This window comes from Burkholderia sp. ZZQ-2 (assembly GCF_050768715.1).
Classification (GTDB): domain Bacteria; phylum Pseudomonadota; class Gammaproteobacteria; order Burkholderiales; family Burkholderiaceae; genus Burkholderia; species Burkholderia cepacia.
The window spans coordinates 1-5,227 of the sequence record NZ_LDVA01000065.1; the positions used below are offsets into that span (position 1 = coordinate 1).

Genomic DNA, 5,227 nt, shown 5'->3' on the forward strand with positions numbered 1-5,227 from the left:
CCGCCACTCCGCGTACGACCACCAGATCATCGTCCACGTGAACGACGGCTCCGACGGTACGCTCGACTGGGTGCGCAGCGAAGGCATCGAACATACCGCGTCGCCGACCAATATCGGCATCTGCCACGCGGTGAACTGGGCCGCCGCACGCGCGACCCGCGACTACGTCGTCTACATGAACGACGACATGTTTTGCTGCCCCGGCTGGGACACGGCGCTCGTGCGCCGCATCGAACAGATGCCGACCGACCTGTTCATGCTGTCGGGCACGATGATCGAGCCGGTCGACACGCGCAACCCGTGCGTCGTGGTCAGCAATTTCGGCCGCGACGCCGAGCATTTCGATGCGGCGGGCCTCGTCGCGGCGGCCCCGAAGCTCGCGCGCGCGGACTGGCTCGGTTCGACCTGGCCGCCGACGCTCGTGCACCGCGACTGGTGGAACCGGATCGGCGGCTACAGCAGCGAACTGTCGCCCGGCATGAGCAGCGACAACGATTTCTCGATGAAATTCTGGGACGCCGGCTGCCGGATCTTCATCGGCGCCGGCGACAGCCTCGTCTACCACTTCCAGCAGAAAAGCACGGGCAAGATCGTCAAGAACGACGGGCGCCGCCAGTTCCTCAACAAATGGGGCATGACCCAGGCGACGTTCGACCGCTACTACCTGCATCGCGGCGAACCGGCCGGCACGCGCGTCGCGCTCGACACGCCGGCCGTCGAAGGACGCCTGAAGCGCGCGCTGCTGCGCTCGCGGATCAAGCGCGCGTTCAGCTGATCGGGCCCCGAAAACAGCACGGAAACGCCCCCTGCTTCGCGTATACTCTGCGCCGTTCGTCCCGGCTCTCCCGCTGGGGCGCGCGGCGCGCAGCACGATGCCCGCAAGCCGCATTCGTCCATTCGACAGGTTCCGATGCTTTCGTTTTCCGCTCCCGCCACGCGGCGCCTGACCGCCGCCCGCGCCTTCGCCGTTGCCGCGCTCTGCATGGTGCCGGTCTCGACCGCGCTGACCAACGTCTTCTGCGGGCTGTTCGCCGCCGCGCTCGTCATCTCCCCCGAATTCTGGCGTGACCTGCGCTCGTTGGTCACCGACCAGGCTTCGCTCGCGGCACTGCTCATCCTCGCCGCGCTGGCCGTCAGCGTCACTTATACGGTTGCGCCGCACGCCAAGGCGTGGAACTGGGTCGCCAAATACGACAAGCTGCTGCTGCTGCCTTTTGCCGTGGTCGCGTTCCGTCATTCGAACTGGGCGCCGATCGTGCAGCGCTGCTGGTTCGCCACGCTGTGCGTCATCCTGCTGCTGTCGACGACCAACTATCTCGGGCTGACCGCGATCGGGCCCGCGCATGCGACCCAGCTGCCGCTGTCGCGCGCATGGGTGTTCAAGAACCACATCGCCGCCGGCATGTTCGGCGCGCTGCTGTTCTACCAGGCCGCCGATTTCGCGCTGTCGGCGCGCACGACGCTGTCGCGCGTCGCTTGCGCCGCCATCGCCGCGTGGTCGCTGGTGAACGTCTTCGTGATGCTGCAGGGGCGCACCGGGCAAGTCATCGCGCTGCTGCTGATCCTCGTCGTCGCGGTGCGGTTCGTGCTGTTGCTGCGCCGCCGGTCGGCGCTGCGCGCAGGGCTCGTCGCCGGGGTGTTCGTCCTGGCCGGCATCGCGCTGGTGGTCGCGGCTTGCACGGTTCACAACGGCCGGCTCGTCAAGGTCGTGTCGGAAGTGCAGCAGTATCGGCAGAGCGATGCGGCGACGTCGACCGGGCTGCGCCTCGAGTGGTACAAGAAGGGGTTCGAACTGTATCGCCAGCGGCCGCTGATCGGCTATGGCGCGGGCGGCCTCGAATTCGAATTCGAGAAACTCACGGCCGGCAAGACGGCCGCCGAAGGCCAGCTGACGTCGAACCCGCACAACGAATACCTGCTGATGGCCGTGCAGCTCGGGACGCTCGGCCTGCTGCTGTTCGTCAACCTGATCGTGCAGATCGCACGCGGCAGCCGCGCGCTCGATCCGCGCTCGCGGCATCTGCTGCTCGCCTGGCTCGCGATCTTCGCGATCGGCAGTCTCGCGAATTCGTTGCTGCTCGATTTCGCCGAAGGGCACCTGATCGTGCTGCTGGCCGGTATCCTGCTCGGCTGCGGCGAGCGCGGCGAGGCGCTGCCGCGCGAGACGTCGGCGATCCGGCGCAGCGCGTAACGCTTAACGCGCGGCGGCCTGCGCCGTGCTGCCGACCGACTTCGGCGGCGGCGGCACCCGCCGTCGAAGCGACCGGGCTGCGCGCGTTCGGCGCGGCCCGTCGCGAAACAGGCCATCCAGAACGACAAAAAAGAACGGCGTGCGCCGCCCGCGCGTCAGTCGGAGCCGGCGCGATGCAGCCGTGACGTATCGACGGCGACCGCGGCCGGGCCCGGCGGATTCAGCCCGAGCATCTCGGCCGCTGCGGCCTTCACGCGCTGCGCACCGAGATTGACGAGGCAGTCGCTGCGGCTGTCGACCTTGCGCTCGCAGCCCTCGTGCCGGCACGGCACGCAATCGCCCTCCCCCTGCAGCAGCCACACGTTCCCGTGCCGCCCCGAGCCGCGCAGCGGCCACGGATTCTCGGTCGCCGGCCAGTGCTGCGGCCACGGCCCCCAGCGCACCGGGTCGGACGGACCGAACAGCGCGATCGTGTCGGTGCCGGTCGCGGCCGCGACGTGCGTCGCGCCGGTGTCGGGCCCGATGAAGAGCCGTGCGCGCCGTACGAGTTCGGCGCTTTCGCCGAACGTCAGGCGTCCGACCAGGTTCAGCACGTCGCCGCCCGCTTCGGCCGCGACCTGCTCCGCATACTCGCGCTCGCTGTCGGCCGGGCCGCCCGACAACGCGACCGCATAGCCGTGCTCGCGCAGCCAGCCGATCATCTCGACCCAGCCGTCGAGCCGCCACTGCTTGTAACGGAACATCGGATACGGATGCAGGACGACCAGCGGCTTGCCGGCGCGGATCGCGGGCGACTCGGCGAGCCACGCGTCGAAACGCGCACGCCGTGCCGGATCGTCGCCGATGCCGGGCGCGACGACCTCGGACACCGGCTCGATGCCGATCACCGGCGCGAGTGCCAGCGTGCTGACGACCGTATGCGCGGATTCGTGATGATTGATCGCGATCCCGTTCAGCATCATCCGCGTGAGCCACGTCACGCGGTTCGGATCGACGAGGCCCACCCGCTTGCGGCCCGCGAACCAGCTGTAGAAGCGCGGCCGGTCGGAGCTCAGCGCCGCGCACGCAAGATCGTAGCGGCGCCACATCGACAGCGCGTCGCGCAACCGCTCGCGGAAACCCGCGCGCTGCGCGACGACGATCACGTGCCGCACGTCCGGATTGTGCTCGAGCACGCCTTCGGTGCCGCGAAACACCAGCATGTCGATCTGCGCATCCGGCCAGCGGGCCTTCAGCGAACGGACGAGCGGCGTCGTCAGCAGCACGTCGCCGATACGGCGCGGCGCGGCCACGAGGATGGTTCTGGGCGGGCGGGCGGAAGAAAACAGGGCCACGGCGATTGGGGTATCCGGCTGGCTGAACAAGGCTGGCAATGTACAGGATTTTGCAGCAGCCGGCGCGGCCTGGCGAATCGGCCGTGCGGCTGCCCTGATACGGCCCTGCTCATGGAGAGATGCCCGGCAGGCGCACCGCGCGCCGGTGCCGGGCCGGTGCCGCACGCGGAGGCTTGTGACGCCCGTGACGCTACGAGGCCGCCAGGATCAGCGGCGTCGCAACAACGGCGGCCGGCCGCGGGTGGGCTGCGTCGGCCAGCGGTTCGTCGCGATGGGTGGCCTGCGGCAGCAGATGACGCACCGCGCGCTCGACCGCGTCGACACCGATCGCGTCGACGGTCGCGCCGGCGCGCAGGATCACGTGCGGCACACCGAGCGGATGCCAGCGCAGGTATTTCTCGGGACGATCCTCGAACAGCGCGGCGACGGGCACGCCGAGCGCCGACGCGAGGTGCACGGGGGCGCTGTCGGCCGAGACGATCGCATCGAGCAGGCTCGCGGCCGCCACCAGCTCGGCGACCGACGAAGGCGCGACATGGCGGGCGCTCACGTCGCGCCACGAGTCGTCCTCGGGCGCATGGCCCACGGCCGGGTCGCGAAACACGATCACGTCGACGCTCGGCGCAAGCCGCTCGGCAAGGTCGTGCCAGCGATCCGCAGGCCAGCGGCGCTCGGCCGCCTTGTTCGTCACGAACAGCCCGACCCGCGGCTTCGTGCGCGCGCCGAGCAGCCGATGCCACGCGTCCTGCAATGCGCGGTCGGGATGGACCGACAACTCGAGACGGTCGAGATCGGCGCGGCCGAGCTCGGGCACGAGCCGGAAACCCGACAGTGCCTCGTGGCACATCGGCCGCTGCGCGACATGCTCGGGCTTGCGATCGTCGAATTCGGTCTCGGCATCGTGCCAGCGGCAATCCTTCGCGCCGATCTGGCGCGCGAACTGCATGCTGCTGCGATGCATGCCGCCGTTCGGCACGACCACGAGGTCGAACCGCAAGCGGCGCAGGCGACGCACGAGCCGCAGCCGGTCGAAGAACGCACGCATCCGCCCGGGACGGTCGTTGCGTTCGCATTGGCGGCTGTACACGTAGGTGTGGATCATGTCCACGTCCGGGTTTCCGGCCAGCGCGGCCGCGTTGTAGCGGTTCGCGACCACATGCAGTTCCGCGCCGGGCCAGCGCTCCTTCAGCGCACCGAGAAACGCCGTCGTGCACAGCATGTCGCCCAAAAAATCGATCCGGATCACGAGGATCCGCTGCGGCGGGTTCCCATTGGCCATGGTCATGTGGTGACTGTCAGTTCATTGTTGTCGCGACGGGCCATTTCCCCGCATCCGGTTCCGGGACGGCCTTGTCGCATATCGCCGCTCGCCGCACGGATCCGCCCCCGTTCATGCGCGCGATACCGGCGCCACCCGCCGGACGAGCGGCGATCGGCGCCGCGTTCGTGCGGCCAGCGCCGGATTGTATAGCGTCCGGATGGCCAGCCCAAGACCCGCTTGCGTGAACATGCAAAACGGCCCGCCGCACCGCACGATGGCGATGCGACGGGCCGCGTGGCGCGACAGCCTTCGGCTGAAGCGCGGTCAGTACGTGATTTCGACGACGCTGCCGTCGAACGCCGCACGCAGCTCCGCGAGCAGCACGTCGCTCGGCTTCACGCGCCATGCGTCGCCGAGGCGCATTTCGCCTTGCGCCCGCGC

The 5,227-nt window shown here is 69.4% G+C and carries 5 protein-coding genes; 2 read left to right on the top strand and 3 right to left on the bottom strand.

The window, feature by feature from the left end; all coding sequences use genetic code 11:
• Positions 1–775 (top strand): glycosyltransferase family 2 protein (locus ABY44_RS02620; RefSeq protein ID WP_431640815.1); only part of this gene is annotated, 775 nt, incomplete at its 5' end.
• A gap of 135 nt (positions 776–910) precedes the next feature.
• The gene (locus ABY44_RS02625; protein ID WP_060172959.1) at positions 911–2,191 is read left to right on the top strand and encodes an O-antigen ligase family protein; all 1,281 of its coding nucleotides are present in this window, start codon (positions 911–913) and stop codon (positions 2,189–2,191) included.
• Positions 2,192–2,346: 155 nt separating this feature from the next.
• Here ABY44_RS02625 and ABY44_RS02630 read toward each other — a convergent pair whose 3' ends face one another.
• The 3 genes from ABY44_RS02630 to ABY44_RS02640 form a co-directional block, all read right to left on the bottom strand.
• Positions 2,347–3,525, bottom strand: a complete 1,179-nt coding sequence (locus ABY44_RS02630; RefSeq protein ID WP_060172958.1) for a glycosyltransferase family 9 protein — start codon at positions 3,523–3,525, stop codon at positions 2,347–2,349.
• 190 nt (positions 3,526–3,715) lie between these two features.
• The gene (locus tag ABY44_RS02635) at positions 3,716–4,804 is read right to left on the bottom strand and encodes a glycosyltransferase family 9 protein (RefSeq protein WP_060172957.1); all 1,089 of its coding nucleotides are present in this window, start codon (positions 4,802–4,804) and stop codon (positions 3,716–3,718) included.
• Between the two features lie 306 nt (positions 4,805–5,110).
• Positions 5,111–5,227 (bottom strand): hypothetical protein (locus ABY44_RS02640; RefSeq protein WP_431640816.1); only part of this gene is annotated, 117 nt, incomplete at its 5' end.